The 21843-nt window shown below is 65.2% G+C and carries 16 protein-coding genes; 5 read left to right on the plus strand and 11 right to left on the minus strand.

Annotation, left to right across the window (positions count from 1 at the left end; all coding sequences use genetic code 11):
- Positions 1-559: 559 nt before the first annotated feature.
- Both AC3G88_RS09360 and AC3G88_RS09365 read left to right on the plus strand, forming a co-directional pair.
- The gene (locus AC3G88_RS09360; RefSeq protein ID WP_488772772.1) at positions 560-3256 is read left to right on the plus strand and encodes a glycoside hydrolase family 18 protein; all 2697 of its coding nucleotides are present in this window, start codon (positions 560-562) and stop codon (positions 3254-3256) included.
- A 119-nt stretch (positions 3257-3375) separates the two neighbouring features.
- The gene (locus tag AC3G88_RS09365; RefSeq protein ID WP_153949234.1) at positions 3376-3618 is read left to right on the plus strand and encodes a hypothetical protein; all 243 of its coding nucleotides are present in this window, start codon (positions 3376-3378) and stop codon (positions 3616-3618) included.
- Here the strand turns inward: AC3G88_RS09365 and AC3G88_RS09370 are convergent.
- The 4 genes from AC3G88_RS09370 to AC3G88_RS09385 form a co-directional block, all read right to left on the minus strand.
- Positions 3610-4989, minus strand: a complete 1380-nt coding sequence (locus AC3G88_RS09370; RefSeq protein WP_488772771.1) for an MFS transporter — start codon at positions 4987-4989, stop codon at positions 3610-3612. The two genes, AC3G88_RS09365 and AC3G88_RS09370, sit on opposite strands and share 9 nt — an antisense overlap.
- Positions 4990-5168: 179 nt before the next feature.
- Positions 5169-8675: an ATP-binding protein gene (locus AC3G88_RS09375; protein WP_488893359.1), complete on the minus strand. Its 3507-nt coding sequence runs from the start codon at positions 8673-8675 to the stop codon at positions 5169-5171.
- A gap of 9 nt (positions 8676-8684) precedes the next feature.
- The gene (locus AC3G88_RS09380) at positions 8685-9329 is read right to left on the minus strand and encodes a response regulator (RefSeq protein WP_153949237.1); all 645 of its coding nucleotides are present in this window, start codon (positions 9327-9329) and stop codon (positions 8685-8687) included.
- A gap of 340 nt (positions 9330-9669) precedes the next feature.
- Positions 9670-10605: a hypothetical protein gene (locus AC3G88_RS09385; RefSeq protein WP_488772769.1), complete on the minus strand. Its 936-nt coding sequence runs from the start codon at positions 10603-10605 to the stop codon at positions 9670-9672.
- Between the two features lie 391 nt (positions 10606-10996).
- Between AC3G88_RS09385 and AC3G88_RS09390 the strand changes: the two genes are divergently transcribed.
- Positions 10997-11248: a hypothetical protein gene (locus AC3G88_RS09390; RefSeq protein WP_153949238.1), complete on the plus strand. Its 252-nt coding sequence runs from the start codon at positions 10997-10999 to the stop codon at positions 11246-11248.
- A 45-nt stretch (positions 11249-11293) separates the two neighbouring features.
- Here the strand turns inward: AC3G88_RS09390 and AC3G88_RS09395 are convergent, their stop codons facing one another.
- The 5 genes from AC3G88_RS09395 to AC3G88_RS09415 all read right to left on the minus strand — a co-directional run bounded on the left by AC3G88_RS09395 (position 11294) and on the right by AC3G88_RS09415 (position 16882).
- The gene (locus AC3G88_RS09395) at positions 11294-11737 is read right to left on the minus strand and encodes a BLUF domain-containing protein (protein WP_488772767.1); all 444 of its coding nucleotides are present in this window, start codon (positions 11735-11737) and stop codon (positions 11294-11296) included.
- Between the two features lie 27 nt (positions 11738-11764).
- Positions 11765-12487, minus strand: a complete 723-nt coding sequence (folE, locus tag AC3G88_RS09400; protein WP_488772766.1) for a GTP cyclohydrolase I — start codon at positions 12485-12487, stop codon at positions 11765-11767.
- Between the two features lie 77 nt (positions 12488-12564).
- Positions 12565-13824 (minus strand): arsenic transporter, encoded by a 1260-nt coding sequence (locus tag AC3G88_RS09405; protein WP_488772838.1) that lies wholly within the window; start codon positions 13822-13824, stop codon positions 12565-12567.
- A gap of 72 nt (positions 13825-13896) precedes the next feature.
- On the minus strand, positions 13897-15960 hold the full coding sequence (locus tag AC3G88_RS09410) for a penicillin-binding protein 1A (RefSeq protein ID WP_488772765.1): 2064 nt from the start codon (positions 15958-15960) through the stop codon (positions 13897-13899).
- 10 nt (positions 15961-15970) lie between these two features.
- Positions 15971-16882, minus strand: coding sequence for an alpha/beta hydrolase (locus AC3G88_RS09415; protein WP_488772764.1), 912 nt, complete (start codon positions 16880-16882; stop codon positions 15971-15973).
- Between the two features lie 168 nt (positions 16883-17050).
- Between AC3G88_RS09415 and AC3G88_RS09420 the strand changes: the two genes are divergently transcribed.
- A complete protein-coding gene (locus tag AC3G88_RS09420) occupies positions 17051-17284 on the plus strand; it encodes a hypothetical protein (protein ID WP_400394213.1) in 234 nt (77 codons plus the stop codon).
- Positions 17285-17343: 59 nt separating this feature from the next.
- Here AC3G88_RS09420 and bglX read toward each other — a convergent pair whose 3' ends face one another.
- On the minus strand, positions 17344-19662 hold the full coding sequence (gene bglX, locus AC3G88_RS09425) for a beta-glucosidase BglX (protein ID WP_488772837.1): 2319 nt from the start codon (positions 19660-19662) through the stop codon (positions 17344-17346).
- A gap of 296 nt (positions 19663-19958) precedes the next feature.
- Between bglX and AC3G88_RS09430 the strand changes: the two genes are divergently transcribed.
- Entirely contained in the window at positions 19959-21515 is a 1557-nt protein-coding gene (locus AC3G88_RS09430; RefSeq protein ID WP_488772836.1) for a glucan biosynthesis protein G, read from the plus strand.
- A gap of 51 nt (positions 21516-21566) precedes the next feature.
- Here the strand turns inward: AC3G88_RS09430 and AC3G88_RS09435 are convergent, their stop codons facing one another.
- Positions 21567-21806 carry a DUF3820 family protein gene (locus AC3G88_RS09435; protein ID WP_153949246.1) on the minus strand — a complete coding sequence of 80 codons (240 nt, stop codon included), beginning with the start codon at positions 21804-21806 and terminating at the stop codon, positions 21567-21569.
- Between the last annotated feature and the right edge of the window lie 37 nt (positions 21807-21843).

Below are 21843 nucleotides of genomic sequence, written 5' to 3' on the forward strand. Positions count from 1 at the left end.
CGCAGAAATAGCTCCCATGGAAGATATTTCTTCGGAATCTGACCCGCACGGGTGACGGCTCAACGCCGTTCTCTGCCGTATATCGCCAATTACGGAAACAATGGACGGTGCTGTGGGCTCACCATCTTCGTCTGGATAAGGAATATCCGTGCGTGCTGATCGATTGTCAGGACAAGATGACCTGACGATATTAAAGTCCGCGGACGCGGGATACCGCCCGCATCATAACCCATACGGGTATTAAGTTATTGCCGCAGTCAGGCATTGCGCGACCGATGGATTTGCACGAATCCACGTCATCCATTAGCGGCGATGGGTCATTGCCGATCCATGTCCGGGGATTAGCGGGTATTGGCGCGGAAACCCGATTGCGTATATGCACGGGGGCAAATCGGAGAATCCGGGTTGAAACGGATATGACCGTTTATATTCCACGCCGGATCCATGTCATTGCAGTGGCCGGAAGAGAAAGATGCGTCTGGCCGCCGGTATCACGGGCCGGAATCAAAAAGGCGCAACACGCCGGCGGCATTCAAACCATTCTGCAAGGACAGATGTCATGACAAAGAAATCGTGTGACAGCAACGACCAACCGGCCGGCCAGGCAACTCAGGGGCGCGCCGGCTGGAACTCGCGCACATATCGCAGCGGGGACCCCTCGGATACGGAGCCGCCGCGTGTGCCGCTGCGCCGCTTTGCCGGCGTGCGCAATGTGCTGGGCAGCGGGCGCAACAACAGCAAGCTGGTCTACGCGCAAGATCCGGGCGATCCCAATATTCCGGATTCGAAGGGCGCGTCGGACCGCACCTACAAGCAAAACAACTACGATCCGGCCACCGAGGTCGAGAAGTACTCGTACACCTCGACCCGTGTTGCCAAGCGCGTGTACAACACCTACGGTGCGACGCAGAAAGGTACGCAGGTTTTCGGCTACTACACCGACTGGTCGCAGTACGACGGCCGGCTGGATGGCAATTACGCCAATAGCGCCGCAGGCCGTGGCACCGACCTGATGCTGCTCAATGCATCGGCTTACGATCGTCTGATCATCGGGTTCGCCGGCATCGTGGGCGACACGGGCGAGAAGCAGTACACGATCGACCAGGCGGCGGTGGATTTTGGCAAGAAGCTCAACGAAGCCACCTTCACCGACCCGTGGGGCGATGTGGCGTCGTACCGCAACGTGGGCTTCAGCGGCTGGGTCAGCAACGACTACCGAGAGCTGTTCGACCAGAGCAAGGCCCAGGGCGTACTGGGCGGCCTGGCCAAGCTCAAGCAGCAGAATCCGAACCTGAAGCTGTCGTTCAGCCTGGGCGGCTGGACGATGAGCGGCGCCTTCCACGCCGCAACGGCCGATGCCACGCGGCGCCAGACGCTGATCGAGAGCATCGCCTATATCTTCGACCGGTTCCCGATGTTCACCGAGGTCGACCTGGACTGGGAATATCCGGGCATGCCCGGCGCGGGCAATCCGCATGGCCCCGAGGACGCGGCCCACTTCCAGGCGCTGGTGCGTGGCATCAAGCAGCGCCTGCCCCACGTGCGGGTGAGTATCGCGGCGGGCGCGGCCATGGACACGATGATTGCCGCAGACATCCCGGGCATGCTGCCCGCCGGTGTGGAGGGCATCAACCTGATGACCTACGACTTCTTCGGCACGCCATGGGCCGAGAAGCTGGCGCACCACACGAACCTGTACGACTACGAGGGCAGCCAGTTCAGCATCGACAAGTCGGTGCAGTACCTGCTGAGCGTGGGCGTGCCGTCGAAGAACATCTTCGTCGGCTACGCGGCCTACAGCCGCAGCGCGCGCAATGCCGTGATCGAAAGCTGGTCGCCGCTGGTGGGGACGTACAGCCCGGGTACCGGCACGACCACCGGCACCTACGAGTCGGGTGCGAGCGAGTTCTACGACATCCTGTACAACTACCTCGACCTCGAAAACCGCACGGGCATCAACGGGTTCAACGTGTACACGGACCAGGAGGCCGACGCCGATTACCTGTTCAATCCGGAAACCGGCCTGTTCCTGTCGATCGACACGCCGCGCTCGGTGAAGGCAAAGGGCGAGTACGTGCTCCAGCACAACCTGGGCGGCCTGTTCACCTGGACCATCGACATGGACAACGGCGTGCTGCTGAACGCCGCACGTGAAGGCCTGGGGGCGACGGCGAAGACCGAAGTCGTCGACATGGAGCCGTTCTACTTCGAAGGGATCAACACCGGCAATGTGGGCGCCACGGTGGCCGTGATCGAAGGGCCGACCGAGGCGTTCGAGGGTGACGAGGTGTCGTTCTCGGGGCTGCGCTCGCATGGCGCCGAACCGCTCACCTACAAGTGGAGCGCGCCCGGCCTGACGTTCCTGGACGGCAAGACCTCCGCCGTGGTGGAGGGCGCGCTGCCGCTGGTCACCCGTACCTACACGGTGACGCTGACGGTGACCGATGCCAACGGCAAGACGGCCACCGACAGCCAGAACCTGGTGGTCAAGAAGAAGACCCAGGAGCCGCCCACTTCCCGGATCACCGTGCTGCTGGAATCGGGCACGCCGTATGCACTGTCGGCCGAAGCGTCGTTCGACCCCGATGACAATCCCCTGACCTATGTCTGGGATGCGCCGGACCTGCCGTTCGACGGCAGCACCGACGAAACGGTGGAAAGCACCGCGCCGTCGGTGACGGCGCCGACCGACTATTGGGTCAAGCTGACCGTGAACGACGGCACCGAAACGGACCAGAGCGCGATCTTCCTGACCATCGTGCCGGGCGAGGCCTCCGAAGGCGACGTGGTGGCCGTTATTACCGGACGGACGCAGGTCGAAAGCGGCGCCCCGATCCAGTTGTCCGCCGCCGACTCCAGCGGCCCGCCGCCGCTGCTGTTCTCGTGGTCGGCGCCGGGCCTGTCGTTCAATGGTGCGGATTCGGTCACGGTCAACGCCAACGCGCCGCTGGTGGACCGCGACACGATCATCGAGGTGAAGCTGACCGCCACCGGCCTGGCAGGCACGGGCGACAAGGACACCACGTCGGTACAACTGCGCGTGCTGGCAGGCGGCAGTTCGGACACCTCCGGCACGTGGCGTCCGCAATCGTACGAGACCGGCGCCGAGGTGACCAACAACTACGAGGGCCAGGGGCTGCACAAGTACCGCGCCAAGTGGTGGGTGGGCGCCGACCAGGAGCCGGGCGATCCGAACTACACGTCGACGGTGGAAGGTGGCGATTCCAAGCCGTGGCTCGACCTGGGCCCGGCCTGAACTGACCAGGAAGTACCCAGCCGGCGGGTAAGCCGGTAGCGGTTCCGGGCAACGCGCTGTCAGGCAGGACGGTGCATTGCCCGGTTTTTTTGTTGGCTGGCCGATGTCACGAGGAAATCATGGCGAATCGATACGTGCGCAAGGGGCGCGGCATGGGCGGCGTGTTTGGCACGGCGGCGCTGGTGCTGCTGCTGGCGGGTTGTACCGTGATTTCGGTGGAAGGTGATCACAACCGGATTCGCGATGCCGGCGGCCACGGCGGCCTGGCGGTCCCGGCACCGGATGATGCGTCCACGTGGCACGAGCGCCTGGAGCGGATCGAGCGCGCGCTGGGCATGGCCCATCGGGACGCGCTACGCTGAGGGGCCCGCCGTATCCGCAACCTGGCGATCGCGCAACCGGCTCAGGCTGACAATGGCGCCGAGGGTGGCCACCAGGGCGGCCACATACAGCGCGGTCCGCGCGGCGTCGCCGCGATCCAGGCTGAACAGCACGGCAACGACGGCGGTGCCTGTGGTTTGTCCAAGCAGGCGCGTCGTGGCCTGTGCACCGCTCGCGCCACCGCTGCGCTCGTGCGGCGTGGCGCTGATCATGGCGCGGTTGTTGGGCGACTGGAAGAACCCGAAGCCGATTCCGCATAGCGCGGTGCGCCAGGCGATGTCGAGGCTGCCGGCATCGGGGCTCAGCACCGCCAGGCCGACCAGCCCGGCAGCCAGCATCAGCAGCCCCGCACCGGCCAGCACGCTGGCGGGATACCGGTCCGACAACCGGCCCGACAGGGCGGCCATGAGGGCCACCATCAGCGGCCACGGTGTGATCAGCAGGCCGGTTTCCGCCAGGCTGCGGCCAAGCTGGTATTCGAGGTAGAACGGCAGCGCCACAAACGCCAGCATCTGCGTCATGAAGGAACAGAACGAGGTGCCAACGGCCAGCGTGAAGGCGCGGCTGGCAAACAGGTCTACCGGCACAAGCGGCGCCGGCTGGCCCTGCTGCCGGCGTACCAGCAGCCAGCCAAGCAGGATGGACAGCAACAGGCCGGTCACCCCGGCGATCCGCAACGTATCGTGTCCCAGCCCATCCACGCCCAGTACGAAAAGCCCGATCACCACGGCGGACAGCACGGCGCTGGGATAGTCAAAGGCGCGCGGCTGCGGCGGCGTTTCGGGCAGCGCGCGGCGCGATAGCGCAAGCGCAAAGATAGCGACTGGCACGTTGACTGCAAAAAGCCAGGGCCAACTGCCGAATCCGAGGATCAGGGCGCCCAGCGACGGCCCCACGGCAATGGTCACCCCGACCACGAGCGCGTTGAGACCGATGCCGCGGCCCAGCCGGGTCGGCGGGTAGATATAGCGGACCAGTGCCGTATTGACACTCATGATGCCCGCGCCGCCGATGCCCTGGATGACACGCGCCGCCACCAGCACCGGCAGGTTGGGTGACAGCGCGCAGAGCAGTGACCCCACCAGGAACGTGGCCAGCCCGACCCGGTAGACGCGCTTGTACCCGAGGATTTCGCCGAGTGATGACAGCGGCAGCAGGAAGATCGTGACCGAGAGCTGATAGGCATTCACGACCCAGATGGTTCGTGCCGGGTCGCTCTGTAGATCCCGCGAAATGGACGGAAGCGCGATATTGGCGATCGATCCATCGAGAACGGCCATGACCAGGCCGCAAAACACTGTCAGGATTGCCCAGGTACGCTGGGGGCGCGGGAGACCTTGGTGGGACTGCATCGGGAGAGGACGGACGGCTTGCGCTGTTCTTGGAAAGCCCTGAACACGCAGTGGAATACCGCGACGGCGCGCTCGGACGCGCCATTATGGTCCGCCCGGCCTGGCCGTGCAACGACGGCAATCCTCTCCCGATGCATGTGTGGCGTGTTCGCACGGCCGCGCCGCCATGTGCCGACAGGTCAGGCGTCCAGCCCGGCGGTCTCGTCGCGGAACGTGCGCACCGCTTCATGCAGCGCAGTGCCGGCGGCGGCGATGGCCGGTGTCCACCCGCTGGCCTTGCTGCAAAGCGATTCCACCTGGCGGCACAACCGCACCATGTCCTGTGCATCGATCACCAGAAAGGCACCGGCCGACCGATGCGCCCAATGGCGGAGCGCCACCGGGTCATGACGCAGCAGGATGGCTGCCAGCTCCGGGCCGTCGTCCTTCAAGTGTTCGAGCAGCATGCTCTTGTAGCGCGCAATCTCGGTGGATGGAATTGGCGGGTTGGCCTGCTGGCCGCTTGCCGGTAGGGCGTCGTGCGCGTTGGGATGGTCTGCTGCCTGGTTGCCCGGGATCGCTTGCAGCGCCTGTTCGAGCGCCTTCAATGACGCCGGCTTGGCGATATGGCCGGTAAATCCCCGGTCCCTCCACGCGCCCGCCTGTTCCGTGTGCGTGACCGCGCTGAACGCCAGGACCGGCACGACCGGATCGATGGCGCGGATCGCGGCAAGCAATTCATAGCCGTCCATGACCGGCATATGGACGTCGGTCAGGACGGCATCGAAGTGGCCATGCTCGAAGGCGGACAGTGCCTGACGCCCGTCGCCAACCACAATCGGGTCCCAGCCGAGGGCACTCAGTTGTTCGGCGATCAGCGCCTGGTTCAGCGCGTTGTCCTCGGCAACCAGAATCGTGGGGCGTGGCAAGTCGCCACCGGCGGAGGCCGCATCGGGGCGAGTCGGGCCGATTTCACCGTCGCGGTGCGCGTTGCCCAGGCTGTCGTCTGCGTGGGCGGCGGTGGCCGTGGCGTCGACGGCGTCGGCGGCGTTAGCTGGCTCCGCGTCCAGAGCGGCCAGTGTGCCAGCCAGGATGGCATTGTGGCTGAACGTCGAAACCTCGAATACGCCGTGGCCGCGGTCGGCAGGGTGCTCCGGGCCGTCCCGCGTCACCCACACCACGTTGGCCGGGTGCAACTGCCGAAGGTCCGCAACGGTATCGAGCCCGTATTCGCCGGTCACCACGAAAATATGGGGTCGATTGGCCCGCAGCCACGCCTGGGCGGCGCCGAGTTGACGGAACACGTCGCACCGCCAGCCCGCGCGCTCCAGCCAGGCCTGCAGCATGGCACCCGAATCCGATTCCTGGCAAAGAATCATGGCCCGCGTGCCGCGCGTCACCGGGTCGGGCGGCGAGGTCTTTGTGGCCGCGGCGCCCAGTGGCACCACCACGGTGAACGCGCTGCCAACACCTTCGACGCTTTCCACCGTGATATGGCCGTTCATCAGTTCGGTCAGCCTGGCGCAGATCGACAGTCCAAGTCCGGTACCGCCATATCGGGCCGATGTACTGGCTTCCCCCTGGACGAACGGGTGGAAAATGCGCACGACCAGCGCGGGCGGCATGCCGATGCCCGAGTCCCGCACGCGGCAGACCAGCAGGCTGCGGTCCTGCGTGTCGATGGTGACCTCCGCGCTGAGCGTCACTTTGCCGCACAGGGTGAACTTGAAGGCATTGCTGAGCAGGTTGTTGATGACCTGGGCAATGCGGGTCCGGTCGCCGGTCAGCACTGTGTCCAGCGTTGGGGAGAGATGCACGTAAAAGCGGATCGGCTTGCCCTGCGCCATCGGCGCATAGGACATCGACAGGCTTTCGAGATCGTCAATCGGCCGGAACGGTTCGGCGACCAGTTTCATTTCGCCGGCGTCGATCTTCGAAAAGTCCAGAATGTCGTTGACGATCCGCTGAAGCCCTTCCGATGCCAGTTGTAGCGCCCGGAGCCGTGGCGCCTGCGCTTCCAGCCCGTCCGTACGTGCCAATAGCTCCAGATTGCCAAGCAATGCGTTCAATGGCGTCCGGATCTCGTGGCTCATCGAGGCAAAGAAGTTCGACCGCGCGCGCATCATCGCTTCGGCCGTCTCGCGCGCCTCTCGCAGCTGCAGTTCAAGCTGGTGCTGCGCCGTGATGTCCTGGACCGCGCAGAACAGTACCGATTCGTCGCGATATCTGGCCGGCGCGCAGGTCACCTGCAGAAACTGCCGGGGTGCCCCCGCGGAAGCTTCCTGAACCGGCGATGCCGGCGTGCCTGCCACCGCCACCGCCGCCGCCGCGGCGGGCACTGTCACCTGGACGATCGAGGCGAGCCGCGTCTGGCCGGACGAGGCGGCCTGATTGCGCAGCGCATCCATGATGGACGCCGGCATGCGAGCGCCCTGGGTGCAGCCGAGTAGCGAGTCGGCGACGGCGTTCGACGTCAGGATCGACTCGTCATGCTGGCGCACGATGCACAGCCCGATCGGCGTGGCACTGACCAGAATATGGTTGATGGTCTCGTTCTCGAGCGAACGCGCGGCTTCGGCGTGGCTGCGGCGCAGAAGATGGATGTCCCAGTAGCGCGCGGTCAGCACGATGCCCAGGATCAGCAGCAGCCCGGCGCCGAGCATGGCGAACAGTTCCGTCGCGATCGCATTCAGCAGTGTGCCGTACGAGAGCTGGTAGATCAGTGTGCCGAATGCGGGGTCCAGCGGCTGCACCAGCAGCAGCCCATAGCGTGTCGGGGTAGGGGTGTCGACGGGAAGGCTTCTGGCATGCCGCGGGATGTCGTCGGACAGCGAGGTATCGGCATCCGGGGATACGTCGATACTGGCGTTGTCGCGATTCACTAGCCAGAGCGTGGCCGGATCGGGGGGGCGTGCAAGGCCGGCGAGAAACGACCGGGCCGGAATGCTCGCTGCAACAAGGATGGCGTGCCCGTTCCCATCCGTGCCCCGCGCGTCCAGAGTCGCAATCATGGCGCGCGTGCGAAGAATCGGGTCGCTGACGGGCCCGACCCAATGCGGCGCCGTCAGGTCCGGACCCGCGCCATGGCTGGCGACACCGCGCGCAAGGTCGTCTCGCAGGCGGGTCACGAGCGCGGCATCGATTTGCGTGTTGGGGGGGATACCCCCCGGAGACACCAGGATGGCGAACGACGCATCGGGCGCGACCACGTACGCCTGCATGTCGAGCCCGAATGACATGCTGGTAGTGAGCGTGGCCGTGGCGATCTGCTGCAGTTGCCAGATCCTGTGCGGCAGCGTGTTCGCCCAGGCCTCGCGCGCGGCGTTGGTCACCAGCAGCACATACTTCCCATCGGACGACCGCGCCGCACCGGTACGGCGGACCTGCGCAAGCAGTTCGGGGTCGGGCGGCGCATCGCTGGATGCGGCGAGATAGTAGTCGACAGTCAGTGCCGTACGGCGCAGGAACGACGTCTGGCTCTGCAGCTTGACGGAGATGCCGCTCACATATTGCGCGACATGGCTGCGGCGAGCATCGAGATGACGCGCGGCCGCCAGTCCGGCCAGCAACAGCCCGGAAACGATGACGATGGCGATCAGCAGCCCGACGGTGGCGTAATAGAGTTGTTGCTGGCGCCGCGCGTTATGCGCGAGAGCGGCAAACGACTGCGCCAGGGACTCCTGGGTACGATCCAGTATCTGCTGCATGACGAAAGCTCAGATCAGCCCGTTCTCGTAGGCGTAGCGAATCAGATCCGTATTGGTCTGGACGTTGAGCTTGCGCATGGCCACGGTCTTCTGGCTGGAAATCGTACTGACTGACCGGCCCAGCTTGCTGGCGATCTCGTTGAGCTGGAAGCCCTGGGCATACAGCCGCACCACCTCGAGTTCGCGTAGCGTCAGTTCTGTGGCTGGCGCGGCCGAGGCAACGCTGTCGAGCACGGCGCGGATGGAGGGCGAATAGAAATTGCCGTTGCTGACGGTCACATGGATGCAGGCCCGGACGATCTCGTCGAGTTCGTCTTCCTTGCTGACGAACGCGCGGGCGCCGAGTTTCATGGCGCGGATGACAACACCGGGGTTGGTTTGCGCACTGACGATGACAATGCGCGTTTCCGGATAGAGGCGCCCCAGCCTGCGCAGCAGGTTGAAGCCGTCCAGTGACGTATCGCCATGCCCCATGCTGAAGTCGGTGACGGCGACGTCCACCGGGTTCTGGGCCAGGGCGCCGACCAGCTCGCTGCCGTTCGTGCATTCACATTTCACCTGGAAGCCCGGTGTGCGCTGCAGGCAGTCGCGCAGGGCCGTGACGACAAGGGGATGGTCGTCAGCCAGAGCGACCCGAATGGTTTTTGCAGGCATGCCTCAAAGTCCTTTTCGCAGACAGATGACGCGTCCAGTAGGAATCGCGACTCGTTTTGGTGCTTTTTCAAGCATAGGAAAAATACTCCATCCGTTCCCGAAAATCACATTTCTATGACAAGACGAATTGCGCATTGTCAGATTTCAATTACATAGAAAATTCTCGTCGGATTTCAGCATTGGAAGACAGGATGGAGGGCAATAACGCGGCGTTTCCAGGCCGCGTTGGCCATGCATGGACGATGTGCCGTTCCATCGAACCATGCATCGGATCGGTCGCATTTTGGCGCTTGCGGACCGATCAAGAAATAGTCATTCAACTAGATTGTTGGCATGACCATTACGAACGCGTCTCTGACAGTATTTTTACCTGCCGGTCGATGGCGTCGGTAAATGCCCGGTACTGCGGCAGCAGCCTGCTCACGCGTTCGACGAAGCCCGCGCAGCGTTGGGACTGGACCGGTGGCCCCCCTTTCAACAGCATGGCCGCGGGGTGCGACAGCGCGGCATGTTTCGTCAGGTATTCGGGAAGGTGGTTCGATCCGCGCAAGCGCATCAGCATAAGAAGCTCGACTGGAATCGTCTGCTCGACCGGATGATCGAAATCAAATAACGAGTGATCGGTATCCAGCCGGCATTGCATGAGGTGACGGTCGGCCAGTTCGAACGCCAGCGGCATGAAGGTTTCGTCGTCGGCCTGCCAGCGTTCGACGATGCGGGCCAGCAGCGCGTCGCTCTTGTGGAAGACGGTTTGCGGAACGCTGACGCCCAGCGCCTGCCCGGCGATGTTCACGATCATCCCGGTCATGCCATTCATCGGGTGCAGTGCCGCGAGGTCGCTGTCGATGCCGAACCAGGCGTCCAGGCAGAAGGTGCCGAGTTCCTTCCAGTCGAGCGCCAGCAGCATGGCGATCTGCTGGGACATGTCGCGCTCGTAGGTCTGTCGGCGTGTCGGGCCGCTCCATTGCTCCTTGTGCAGGGCCAGCGCGTGCGTGCCGGACAGCGATTCCACAACGCCCAGCTGCAGTGACAGCCAGTTCGGCGTGGCGCAGGTGTCGCCATTGTCCAGGTCGATCGCGCGCCATTGCCTGAGCCGGCCCAGCCAGAATATCGCACGCGCGGCCCGCGGGACGGGAACGGCCGAAGGTGTGGCGGTGAAGGTTGCAAGCGTGTCCCGGTACATGCCATGCAGGGCGTTCGCTTGCGCCTGCGCAGTATGGAAGATGGTCTGACGCCGTTGCTCGTCTTCCGTCTCGTGTGTGATCTTCTTCCGCATTGTCGTTTCCATAGGGATGGAGATAAGAAGATCGACACTACGAGTCCCTGCGATTACAGTCCATCACTTTTCATTGAAAAATCAGGAAATTGTTCAAGACGACTGCGCAGAAATGCAGGAGGCGAAAGAATGATGCGGATGCAAAAAAGAAGATTCAGTTTTTTAGTCGAATTACTATTTATCTTCGATTCTTAAAGTGTGTGGGGCGCAGGCTTAGCCGTCCTGGTGCACTGTAGACGACGTCCCGTTGCACGTCGCCGGGTGTAATAGGCCATGTGATGCTTGCGATTCAATACATTCGAAGTGCGCGTGGTCTTTCGCACTGCATCACGTACAGCATTGAAAAGTGGCATGCTATGTCCGCGCGCAAATACCCGCGTGGAGGTGTGCCATGACGATGCGTCAATTCGACGAGTTTCCCCCTCAGGAACGGCAGGAGGTCGAGGCGGTGTTCAGACAGGTCGGTCTCGCCTTGCAGGAATTCGACATTTCCGATGTCAATGGCACGGCGGCACGCCAGGTGACGGTGCGAAGGCAGGCGACCGGCGCCGAAAGCGTCTACGACGCCGGGCCGGGCACGTCATGGGTGGAAGAACTGGAGAGCGACCTGGAGTGCGGGCTGTTCGGGCAATTGTCGGCCTGAGCCCATCCGCCCACGGCGACGCGCATTCCCCACCAGACGCCAGGTTCAGCTTCGTCCGCGATCCGGACTGCGTCCGACGATGGAGGCGCCGGCAATCAGTTCCCTGAGCAAGGCCAGCGATGCGGTGCCAGGCATGCGGTATGGGTCGAGTTCGCCCTGTGCCGAATACTTGAGCAGCGTCGCGGCGTTGATCTTTCCGGCATTCACGCGTCCCATCGACCAGCCGGAAAATGCCCGCTCGGCGATCTCCTCGTAGTGCAGCAGGACCACTTCGTGATGGCGCCTGTCCTGGCCGATATTGAGGTAAAGCCGGGATACCGCATCGCGGCTGCCCTCCAGCGCCTGCAGGAAAATGCTGTTGCTGTGGCACAGCACGCCGGTAATGCCGTGGCGGGGGTTGTGCGCCAGGCTGGTTTCGAGGATGGCATCCAGCACATCGGCGGCCAGTGGTTCCCTGGCGCGGCTGGCGTAGAGCAGACGAACTAGCATGGTGGCCTCCTGCGGTGGCGGGGCGGATCAGCGGCGGTTCAGGTTCAGCAGCGTCAGGAATTCGCGGCGCAGCTTGTCGTCCTTCAGGAACGAGCCGCGCATCACGCTATTGGTCATCTTGGCGTCGGTGTCGCGCACCCCGCGCCAGTGCATGCAGAAATGCTCGGCTTCCATGACGATGGCCAGGCCATCGGGATTCATCTTTTCCTGGAGCAGGTCCGCCACCTGGGCCACCGCCTCTTCCTGGATCTGCGGGCGGCACATGATCCATTCGGCCAGCCGGGCGTACTTGGACAGGCCGATCAGGTTCGAGTGCCGGTTCGGCATGACCCCCACCCAAAGGCTGCCGATAATCGGGCACAGATGGTGTGAGCAGGCGCTTCGCACCCGGATCGGGCCCACGATCATCAGCTCGTTCAGCTGTTCGACGTTCGGGAATTCCGTGACTTCCGGGGCCTTGGCGTACCGTCCGGCAAAGATCTCCTTCAGGTACATCTTGGCGACGCGTCGGGCCGTCTCGCGGGTGTTGTGATCCTGGTCGACGTCGATCACCAGCGTGCGCAGCACGTCTTCCATGCGCGCTTCGACCTCGGCCTGCAGGGCATCGAGTTCGCCGTGCTCGAGAAAGCGCGCGATGTTGTCATTGGCATGAAAACGCTCTCCGGCCTCGGTGATGCGGGCCCGGATCCGATCGGAAACCGGAGTATTGGCAGGGTGCCTGGCCCCCACGGGGTGATCCTTGTGTGACATGTGCGGCCGCTGGAGATCGGCGGAAAAGGGGCGCGGTGCGCGGTGCTTCACTATAAGCGAAAACGGCCGGCGCGGATTCAGCGCAGGACGGCAAGCGCCGGCAGCAGGGCCAGCGGCATCACGATCGCCCCCGTTTTAAGGAATGTGCCAGCACTGACGGCGTGGCCCTCGCGGCGCAGGGCGGTCAGCCACAGCAGCGTGGCCAGCGATCCGGTGACCGACAGGTTCGGCCCCAGGTCGACGCCAATCAGCACGGCCGCCGTCACAGTCTCCGAGGCGTGGCCGGCGGCCAGCGCCGACGCGGCAAACAGCCCGGCCGGCAGGTTGTTGACGATATTGCTGACGATGCCCACCGCCGCCCCCGCCATGCCGGCGCCGACCGCCGCATCGGTGCCCTGACGCATGGACAGTTCGCGCACCCAGTCGGCCAACTCCGCGGTGAGGCCGGTCTGCGACAGGCCGGCCACCAGCACGAACAGCCCCGCCACCATCGGCAGCACGCCCCAGGATACCTCGGCCAGCGACGGGCGCAGCAGGCGCGGCTGCGTGGCGCAGACGGCCAGCAGCGTGGCGGCGCCGCCGATGAACGTGGGCCAGCCCAGGTCCATGCCACGCAGCGATGCCGTCAGCAGTGCCGCGCCGGTCAGGATGATGCCTGCCGTGGTCAGCCATGCCTGCAGGGTCAGCGGCGGCGTTTCCACGTCGTCGGCAATGCGCTCGGCCAGCGCGTCGCGCTGGGTCCAGTACAGGGCCACGAACGTCATGACGATGGCCACGGCAGACGGCAGCGAAAACCGCGCCAGCCAGCCCAGCAGCGGCGGCATGCGTTCGCCGAACAGCACGAGGTTGGCCGGGTTCGAGATCGGCAGCACGAAGCTTGCCGCGTTGGCGATGAACGCGCAGGCGTAGAGGTAGGGCAGGGGATGCCGTACGCGTGCCGCGCGCGTGGCGGCCAGCACGGCGGGTGTCAGCACCACCGCCGTGGCATCGTTCGACATGAAGGCCGTCACGGCGATGCCAAAGCCATAGACCAGCACGAACAGGCGCCGCGCCGACCCACGGGCGCTGCGCACGGCCAGGGCCGCGACATGGTCGAACAGCCCGGTCTTGCGCGCCAGTTCGGAGATCAGCATCATCCCCGCCAGGAACAGGTAGACGTCGTTGCCGCGTGCCACCGCTTCGAGCGCATCGCGCCAGGGCAGCAGGCCCGCCACGCAAAGCAGCAGCGCGCCGGCCATGGCCCAGAATGGCTCCGGCAGCCGGAACGGGCGGAACAGCACCCCCAGGGTGGCCAGCATGGCAACGGCCCAGATCAGCGGCGTGGCGTAGGCGGGCATGGTCGGCATCAGAAGGGCGCAGTCAAAAGGGGGGGTGTCAAAAAAGTGGCGTCAAAGGGATGACACCGACGATCAAAGGGGGGCGCCGCTGGCGCGCGGCGCGCTGGCCGATGCCGGCATGTCCAGTGCGGCGGGCGTCGGGGGCGGGGTCATGGGCGCACCCGGCCCGCCGGGTGCGCTGCCATCGGCGGGCAGGTCCGGCACGGCCGGTGGCGGCGGCAAGCCCAGCGACGCCAGGCCGTGCGTGCCGTCGGCGTTCTCGGCGTAGGCCAAGTCGTTGTTGAACTGGGCCAGCTGCGGCGGCGTCGCGAAGCTGGCGTCGGGCACGCCCGCCAGGCGTCCTTCCATATAGGCGGCCCAGATCGGCAGTGCCGTGGTTGCGCCGAACTCGTGGCGGCCCAGCGTGCGGTTGTCGTCAAAGCCCATCCAGGCCACGGTGACCACCTGCCCGCCGTAGCCCGCGAACCAGCCGTCCACCGAATCGTTCGTGGTGCCGGTCTTGCCGGCGACGTCTTCGCGGCGCAGGTAGCGTTTGACGCCGGCGCCCGTGCCTTCGTCCACCACGCTTTGCAGCAGGCTGTTCATGACAAAGGCATTACGCTCGGAGATCACGCGCGGCGGCTCGCTCGTGTCGGCGGCAAACAGAACACGGCCGTCTCCGTCGGTGATCTTCTCGATCAGGTACGGCTCGACGCGGTGGCCCTGGTTGGCGAACACGCCGTAGGCGGCCGCCAGCCGCAGCGGCGACGTGGTGCCCGTGCCCAGCGCCATCGGCAGATACGGCGGCAGGCGCTTGGTGGCGAAGCCGAACTTGCCGGCGAAATCGATCGCATACGGAATGCCGATGGCCTGCAGCGTGCGGATGGCCGGCAGGTTGCGCGATTCGGCCAGTGCCTGGCGGACCGTGATCGGGCCGACAAAGCGGCCGTCGTCGTTGCCCGGCTGCCAGCGTGGCGAGTTGTCGAGCGGTGCGTCGTTGATCAGCGTGCCCGGCGAGATGCCTCGTTCCAGCGCCGCCGAATAGATGAACGGCTTGAACGTCGAGCCCGGCTGGCGCTGCGCCTGCGTGGCGTGGTTGTAGCGGTTCGCGTTGAAGTCGCTGCCGCCGACCATGGCCTCGATGGCGCCGCTGCGGGCGTCCAGCGAGATCAGCGCCGCCTGGGGCAGCGCCTTGGCGGCCTTTTCCGCGCCATGCCGCTTGCCGTAACGCTCGATGCCGGCCTGCACGGCGTCATACGCCAGCGTCTGGTGCATCGACGACACCGTGGTGTAGACGTTGATGCCACGGGTATAGGCCTCGTCGCCGAAACGGTCATGCGCCAGCTGGCGCGCCAGTTCGGCCACGTATTCGGCGTGCCCGTCGAAGCGGCCATTGGCATCGTGATTGACCACGATCTGCGCATTGCGCGCCTCGCGATACTGGTCCTGCGTTATCATGCCCAGCGCCAGCATGCGGCTGAGCACGTACTCCTGGCGGCGCTTGGCGCGGGGCAGGTTGACCACCGGATTCATCGTCGAGGGGGCCTTGGGCAGGCCCGCCAGCATGGCCGTCTCGGCCAGCGACAGTTGCGCCAGCGGCTTGCCGAAGTAGGTCTGCGCGGCGCTGCCGAAGCCGTAGGCGTGCTCGCCCAGGTAGACCTGGTTCATATAGAGCTCGAGGATGCGCTCCTTGGGCAGCGATCGGTCGATCTCGAAGGCCAGCAGGATTTCATACCACTTGCGCGACAGCGTCTTCTCGCGCGACAGGTAGAAATTGCGGGCCACCTGCATCGTGATGGTGGAAGCGCCCTGGGCGTAGCCTTCGCCAATATTGGCCAGCGCGGCACGTACCAGGCCCGGCACGTCCACGCCGACATGGCTGTAGAACTGGTCGTCCTCGGCGGCCAGCAGCGCATCGGACATCAGCTTCGGCATGCGGTCGATCGGGATGAACTCGCGATGCTCGGTGCCGAATTCGCCAATCTGCACGTTGTCACGGGTGAAGACACGCAGCGGCACCTGGGGGCGATAGTCGCGCAGTGCGTCGACGGACGGCAACTGCCGCAAGCTGACCACGGCGGCAAAACCGGCCAGCAGCACACCGGCAGCGGCCAGGCCAGCGGTCACGGCCGCGGCCTTGACTACGATTCTTTTCATGGCGCGCATTCTACCGTGCTGCGGAAAGCGGCAACGGCACACCGGAATCGGTCATGTCGGCAGGCGGCGCTTTGGCCGCGCGGCGGGGCGCTTCCATCGGCGGAGGTGGTTGATGCGGCACCTGGCGGGCAAATTCGCACAGCGCGAGCCAGGTTTCGGGCAATTCGACAATGGTGTAGTGGTCCGCCCCGGCAATGGTCTGCACCGCCACCGGCCCTGGCCACGCGGCCATCAGCCGTTCGGAGCACGCATGCGGCACCACGTCGTCCCGTTCGGCAAGCAGCACCTTGGTGCTCTGCACGACCTTCTTGCAGTGGGAGATCGAGTCGAAGTGATGGCGCATCAGCTGGCGCAGCGGCACCAGCGGAAAGCGTTTGCGCACGATCTCCAGCAGCGAATCGTAGGGGGTGATCAGCTGCAGGCTCTCGAAATCCTGCAGGTCGGCCAGCTGGATGGCCACTCCGGTACCCAGCGAGCGGCCTACCACATGCACGCGCACACCCGGAAAGGCGCGGCGGATATGCAGCAGGAACTGGCTCGCATCGGCCACGGCGGCGGCCTCGGACGGCATGCCGTCCGAGTGGCCCAGCCCACGGTAGTCGAAGGTGGCGAAGCCCATGCCGGCGGGCAGCCATTTCATGAACTGCAGCGTTTCCAGGACGTCCTCGCCGCGGCCCGGCAGGTAGAACAGCAGGTCGCGCACGCCTTCGTGGTCGGCGTGGTAGGTGTAGCCCCGGAACAGGCCGCCCGGCACCGGATGCGAATAGGCGTCGATGCCGTCGGGCAGGTCGCGCGGCGGGCGCCGGCGCGCGTCGAACAGCAGGCGCTCCTGGTTGACGGTGAGGTAGGTCCAATAGCAGGCAAAACCGCCGGCCGTCACAAGGGTGGCGGCCAGTGTCCTGCGCAATAACGACGATGACATGGGGGCGTTGAACGGTGACGTCGGGCGGTGACGGATGGGGTCACGGACAGTAATGTCCCGTCCAGCCTACCCGAATTTCTGGCAATGCGGCGTTGGACCCGGCAGGATGCCCGCAAGTTCTTGTACGATATGTCGCATATCGACATCAAGGCCACCGGGGGCTGTTGCATGAGTGACGAACAGAAGCGCGCCGAGGAGGCGCAGGCAATGGAGCGCGTGGTCAATGCCACGCGCCAGGTGCAGGTGGCTTTCACCGCGCTGCAAAGCCAGTATCCGCCGGAAGGTGGCGGCAAGCCATCGAAGATCGCCTTGCAGACCTTCGATGCCGCGCTGCAGGCGCTGGAAGACGCCCAGGCAGCGTTCGACGCCGTGCTCAACGACCTGCTGGACGGCAACCGATAAGGCTTCCTGCCGAGGATATCCAGCCCCGACCCCTTGCGGGACCGGGGCGCTGATATCGATCATTCGAGCGTGAACTTCGCTTCCTTGACAGCAGCCGAGTCAAAACCCACCTGCACGCTGAACTCGCCCGGTTCGGCCACGTATTCGAGCCTGGCGTTGTAGAACTTGAGCTTGTCTTCGCCGATCGGGAAATCGATCACGCGCGATTCGCCCGGTGCCAGCATCACTTTGCGGAAGTCCTTCAACTCCTTGACCGGCCGCACGGTCGATGCCATCACGTCCTGCAGATACAGCTGCGCGACGGCTTCGCCGGCACGGTCGCCGGTGTTCTTCACGGTCACGCTGGCCGTAAGCTGGCCGTTGCGCGCCAGCCTGGTGCCCGACAGCCGCACGTCGGACATGCTGAACGTGGTGTAGCTCAGGCCGTAGCCGAACGGGTAGAGCGGGCCGTATTCCTCCTCGAAGTACTGCGAGGTGTAGTTCGGCGCCTTGCCGGGCGTGAACGGCCGGCCGATCCGCAGCGCGTTGTAGTAGGTGGGAATCTGGCCCAGCGAGCGCGGGAACGTGACCGGCAGCTTGCCCGACGGATTGGCGTCGCCGAACAGCAGGTCGGCGATGGCATGGCCGCCTTCGGTGCCGGGATACCAGGCCTCCAGAATGGCGTCGGCGTTCTCCTTTTCCCAGTTGATCGTCAACGGCCGGCCGTTCATCAGCACCAGCACCAGCGGCTTGCCGGTGCGCTTGAGCGCCTTGAGCAGCGCCAGCTGGCTGCCGGGCAGGCCCAGGCTCGACCGGCTCGATGCCTCGTGCGACATGCCCCGCGTCTCGCCCACGGCCACCACCACCGTGTCCGCGCCGCGCGCCACGCGCACGGCTTCCTCGATCATGTCGCCGTCCGGGCGCTTGTCCTGCACCACCTCGGGGTTGTCCCAGTTCAGGAAGTTCAGGTAGCCCACCACGCGCGGGTCGTCGGTGATATTGACGCCGCGCGCGTACGTCACCTGGCCCTTGCCGGCCAGCGCGTCGCGCATGCCCTGCAGCAGCGTGACCGATTGCTTGTCCACGCCGGCGGCCGACCAGCTGCCCATCATGTCGATCTGCGAATCGGCCAGCGGGCCGATCACGGCCACCGTGCCGGCCTTCTTCAGCGGCAGCGTGCGATTGCGGTTTTCCAGCAGCACCATCGACTTGCGGGCCGCCTCGCGCGCCTCGGCGCGGTGCAGGCGGCTTTCGGCATTGACATCGGGCGGATCGTCGGCAGCGCGGCCGATACGGCGGAACGGGTCCTGGAACAGGCCCATGTCGTACTTGGCGGTCAGCACTTCGCGTACGGCTTCATCGATCAGCGACATCGGCACCGCGCCGGACTTGACCAGCGTGGGCAACTGCTCCAGGTAGCGCGTATCGGCCATGCTCATGTCCACGCCGGCCTCGATGGCCAGCCTGGCGGCGTCGCGGCCCGTGGTGGCCACGCCATGGCGCAGCAGTTCGTCGATGGCGCCGTGGTCGCTGACGGTCACGCCCTTGAAGCCCCATTCCTTGCGCAGCAGGTCACGCAGCAGCCATTTGTTGGACGTGGCCGGCTGGCCGTTGACCGAGTTCAGCGCGATCATCACGCCGCCGGCGCCCGCGTCCAGGCCGGCGCGGTAGGGCGGCAGATAGTCGTTGTACATGCGCTGCGGGCTCATGTCGACGGTGTTGTAGTCGCGGCCGCCTTCCACGGCGCCGTACAGCGCGAAATGCTTGACGAATGCCATCACGCTGTCCGGATTGGCCGGCGATGTCCCCTGGAAACCCTTCACGCTGGCGCGCGCGCATTGGGATACCAGGAACGGGTCTTCGCCGAAGCCTTCCGACGTGCGGCCCCAGCGCGGGTCGCGCGAGATGTCGACCATCGGCGCGAAGGTGGCGTCCAGGCTGTCCGATGCGGCCTCCAGGCCCGAAATCCGCGCGGCCTTTTCCACCACGGCCATGTCCCAGCTCGACGCCAGGCCCAGGCTGATCGGGAAGACGGTGCGGTGGCCGTGCACCACGTCATAGGCAAAGAAGATCGGAATCTTCATGCGGCTGCGCATGGCCGCTTCCTGCAGCGGGCGGTTGTCCTTGCGCGTGACGGAGTTGAACGTGCCGCCCACGCGTCCAGCCGTGATTTCCTCCATCAGCTTCGGGGCGGGCATCTCTGGCCCGATGCTGATCAGCCGCAACTGGCCGATTTTCTCGTCGAGCGTCATCCGACCGATCAGGCCGTCGACGAACGCCTGCCGGTCGGTGGCAGGCGGGGTGCCGGCCGATACCGGGGCGGCAGTTTCGGCGGCAGCGGCGCCGGCAAACATGGGCGCGCAGGCAAGGCTGGCGGCAACGGCCAGCGTGGAAAGCATTCGCATTATTCGTTGTCTCTGATGGGCGGACTGGCGGACGCACTGCCGGGATCATCGCCCTGCATGATGCGGGAAGGACGCTTCGCCGGCTGTCGCCACGTGTCTGACAGGCACGTCAGGAGAAATCGGTTATTTTTCTGAACTGCGCCGCAAGTTTACAGCCTTACTGTGCCTAAAATGGCCGGTTTGTGGCCGCTGTGTGGCTTTTTTCCGATGTAATTCCAGGAGGTTGATTGGTGTTTGCCGCTTTCGTCGCCCGCCCCGTCGCGTCGTTTCGTAACAGGTTGCAACTTGCCTTGCCGGGCGTCGCCATTGCTGCGTGCCTGCTCGGCACCGCGCCGGCGCACGCCTTTTCGCTCGACGACGTGACCGCCCGCGCGAAGACCCTGGCCGACCGGCCCTATGCGGCGCCGGCCAGCAACCTGCCGCCCGTGTTCGCACAGATGCAGTTCGGGGACTACATCAAGATCCAGCCGAAGATGGACAACGTGGAATGGAAGGGGCAGGGCACGCCGTTCAAGCTCGGCTTCTACCATCAGGGCATGCATTTCAGCACGCCGGTGCGGGTCAACGAGATCGTCGACAGCCGCATCCACGAGATCAAGTACGAACCCAGCCGCTTTGACTTCGGCGATCTGAAGCTCGACAAGGCTGCCACCAACAAGCTGGGGTACGCGGGCTTTCGCGTGCTGTACCCGATCAACCGTGCCGACAAGCTCGACGAAGTGATGAGCGTGCTGGGGGCCAGCTATTTCCGCGTGATCGGCAAGGGGCAGGTCTATGGGCTGTCCGCGCGCGGCCTGGCGATCAACACCGGCCTGTCGGAGCCCGAGGAATTCCCGGCCTTCCGCGAGTTCTGGATCGAGCGCCCGAAGCCCGAGGACAAGCGCCTGGTGTTCTACGCGCTGCTCGATTCGCAGAACGCCACGGGCGCCTATCGCTTCGAACTGCAGCCCGATTCTGATGCGGTGCTGAAGGTGCAGGCGCGCGTGTTCATGCGCGGCGCGGTGAAGAAGGTGGGCATTGCGCCGCTGACCAGCATGTTCCTGTTCGGCCCGCAGCAGATGCGCGATGCCAACAATTTCCGCCCAGCGCTGCATGACTCGAACGGCCTGGCGATCCATACCGGCGACGGCGAATGGCTGTGGCGCCCGCTGAACAACCCGAAGTACGTCGCGCTGAGCATGTTCCAGGTGAACAATCCGCGCGGCTTTGGCTTGATGCAGCGCGGCCGCGACTTCGCGTCGTATGAAGATCTGAAGGACCGCTACGACCTGCGCCCCAGCGCATGGATCGAGCCGCAGGGCGACTGGGGGCGCGGCAAGGTCGAACTGGTGGAAATTCCCACGCCGGACGAAACCAACGACAACATCGTGTCGTTCTGGACGCCCGACCAGCTGCCGCCCAAAGGCACGCCAATCAAGGCCGACTACACGATCCACTGGACCATGGACGAGCGCGGCATGTTCGCCAAGGACCTGGCGTGGGCCAAACAGACGCTGCGCACGGCCGGCGAGATCACGCAGAAGAACCTGATCCGTCATCTGGACGGCAGCCTGGGCTTCGTGATCGACTTCGAAGGCGGCCCGCTGGCCTCGCTGCCGGCAAATACGCCGGTGCAGGCGCAGTTCAGCGTGGGCGACAACGCCGAGGTCATCGAAAACGTGCTGCAGCCCAATCCGGTGACCAAGGGCTATCGGGTGACGCTGCGCATCAAGGTCAAGGATCCGAACAAGGTGGTGGAAATGCGCGAGGCGCTGGTGGCCAACGGCAAGCCGCTCAGCGAGACCTGGAGCTACCAGATCCCGCCGGGTACCGCCAACCAGCCGACGCCGGCCCAGGCCGTCAAGTAACGGCGGCCGGCACGATCGAAGGCAAAGGGCCAGCCACGCGGCTGGCCACTGTTATTTCCGCGCGCGGCCGGACACGCGCTCGCGCAGCGGCTTCAGCAGGTCGGACAGGCCGTTGTGGTCAAGCTCGTGCATCAGCGCCAGCAGCCGGCCGATCTCTCCGGGCGGAAAGCCCTCGCGCGCAAACCAGTTCAGGTAGTTGCCCGGCAGGTCGGCAATCAGCGTGCCCTTGTGCTTGCCGAAGGGCATCTCGCGCGTGACGAGCAGGAGTAGCGATTCGCTGTCCGGCAGCATGGATCGTGTTCCCGTGGTGAAGAGCGGGCATTGTAGC

The organism is Cupriavidus sp. 86D6, from assembly GCF_057815095.1.

Coding starts and splice junctions, on each gene's coding strand:
- AC3G88_RS09390 (WP_153949238.1), top strand. CDS start 10,997: ATGACGATGCGTCAATTCGACGAGTTTCCCCCTCAGGAACGGCAGGAG.
- AC3G88_RS09405 (WP_488772838.1), bottom strand. CDS start 13,824: ATGCCCGCCTACGCCACGCCGCTGATCTGGGCCGTTGCCATGCTGGCC.
- AC3G88_RS09410 (WP_488772765.1), bottom strand. CDS start 15,960: ATGAAAAGAATCGTAGTCAAGGCCGCGGCCGTGACCGCTGGCCTGGCC.
- AC3G88_RS09395 (WP_488772767.1), bottom strand. CDS start 11,737: ATGCTAGTTCGTCTGCTCTACGCCAGCCGCGCCAGGGAACCACTGGCC.
- AC3G88_RS09385 (WP_488772769.1), bottom strand. CDS start 10,605: ATGCGGAAGAAGATCACACACGAGACGGAAGACGAGCAACGGCGTCAG.
- bglX (WP_488772837.1), bottom strand. CDS start 19,662: ATGCTTTCCACGCTGGCCGTTGCCGCCAGCCTTGCCTGCGCGCCCATG.
- AC3G88_RS09360 (WP_488772772.1), top strand. CDS start 560: ATGACAAAGAAATCGTGTGACAGCAACGACCAACCGGCCGGCCAGGCA.
- AC3G88_RS09375 (WP_488893359.1), bottom strand. CDS start 8,675: ATGCAGCAGATACTGGATCGTACCCAGGAGTCCCTGGCGCAGTCGTTT.
- AC3G88_RS09370 (WP_488772771.1), bottom strand. CDS start 4,989: ATGCAGTCCCACCAAGGTCTCCCGCGCCCCCAGCGTACCTGGGCAATC.
- AC3G88_RS09415 (WP_488772764.1), bottom strand. CDS start 16,882: ATGTCATCGTCGTTATTGCGCAGGACACTGGCCGCCACCCTTGTGACG.
- AC3G88_RS09365 (WP_153949234.1), top strand. CDS start 3,376: ATGGCGAATCGATACGTGCGCAAGGGGCGCGGCATGGGCGGCGTGTTT.
- AC3G88_RS09435 (WP_153949246.1), bottom strand. CDS start 21,806: ATGCTGCCGGACAGCGAATCGCTACTCCTGCTCGTCACGCGCGAGATG.
- AC3G88_RS09380 (WP_153949237.1), bottom strand. CDS start 9,329: ATGCCTGCAAAAACCATTCGGGTCGCTCTGGCTGACGACCATCCCCTT.
- folE (WP_488772766.1), bottom strand. CDS start 12,487: ATGTCACACAAGGATCACCCCGTGGGGGCCAGGCACCCTGCCAATACT.
- AC3G88_RS09420 (WP_400394213.1), top strand. CDS start 17,051: ATGAGTGACGAACAGAAGCGCGCCGAGGAGGCGCAGGCAATGGAGCGC.